This window comes from Helcococcus bovis, assembly GCF_046035835.1.
Taxonomy (GTDB): Bacteria; Bacillota; Clostridia; order Tissierellales; family Peptoniphilaceae; genus Helcococcus; species Helcococcus bovis.
In genome coordinates this window covers 1-1,056 of the sequence record NZ_JBFNGB010000044.1, presented here as the reverse complement: position 1 = coordinate 1,056, position 1,056 = coordinate 1, and the positions used below count along the sequence as shown (strand labels likewise).

Annotated in this window: 1 protein-coding gene; it reads left to right on the top strand. The window is 20.5% G+C overall.

Going from position 1 to position 1,056, the window contains the following annotated elements; genetic code table 11:
- Positions 1-246: 246 nt before the first annotated feature.
- Positions 247-1,023, top strand: coding sequence for a hypothetical protein (locus ABGF48_RS08420; protein WP_408105894.1), 777 nt, complete (start codon positions 247-249; stop codon positions 1,021-1,023).
- The last annotated feature ends 33 nt before the right edge of the window (positions 1,024-1,056 follow it).

Here is a 1,056-nt window from a genome sequence, read left to right as displayed (position 1 = left end):
AATTCTCTCTTTTTTAATTTTCTAACACTTAAATGAATGTGCGTAAGCACACAATCAAAAAGCGGAGCATTAGCGACCTTTTGAGCAAAGCGAAAAAGTTCAAATTTATAATAAAAAATTAGAATAATAAAATAAAAAAATATTAAAAAATATAAATATTAAATATTTGTAACAATAATGACAGTACAAAATAGAGTATCTAAGATATAATATATTTGATATAATAAAATCAAAAAGGATTTTATTATGAAAAAAACAGAAAAACAAATACTGAGTTTAGATGAAAGAATGAAAAAATTAGAAAATTCATCTTCAAATCCAGAAGGAAAAACAGAGAAAGGAAACAACAAATTGATAACAGAATTTTTATTAAAAGCATTTCTTCCTATATTTTCTATGCTCATATCAATATTTGCAATTTATTTAACTGAAAAAAATAATAAAAGAAATTTAGAATATATAAAAACAAATACTGAATTATCAGAAAAAAATTTTGAAATAATTAATAATACATACAAAGAAAATAGAAATCCTGTCCTTGATATAAAAACTAAAATTTATATACAAAAAAATGAAGATGAAGCAATCCCAACAGGAAATAGTTCTATTACAATACTTAATAGAAATAATTTAGAAAATATATATTTAATTTTACCAAGTAATTATGTTATACCAATAAATGTAAATAATAAAGCAGAAATCACATTAGATGAAGTAATTAAAAATTCAAATGTAGACGAAAAAGATTTTATAGTTAAACACAAAGAATTTTATTATAAATACGCTTTTATACTATCCAAAAGTATATTTGAAGATATTGATATATATTTATTTTACTCAAAATCAAGTTCTATAAGAGATAAAAATGATATAGCTGAAATTGGAGTAAATTTTTTATCAGAAGAAGAAGTTTATATGTTAGAAAATTATGATAAAGATAATCCCGAAAGAGAAGGTGAAAGACAAATAGCAAAACAATATAAAGAAATAATAAAATGGTATAAAAATAATTTAATGAATTAACTTCTGATCAAAATGACCAGAAGTTATTTTAAT

Bases quoted from the DNA above. Each gene is read 5' to 3' on its own strand.
- ABGF48_RS08420 (WP_408105894.1), top strand. From the start codon at position 247: ATGAAAAAAACAGAAAAACAAATACTGAGTTTAGATGAAAGAATGAAA.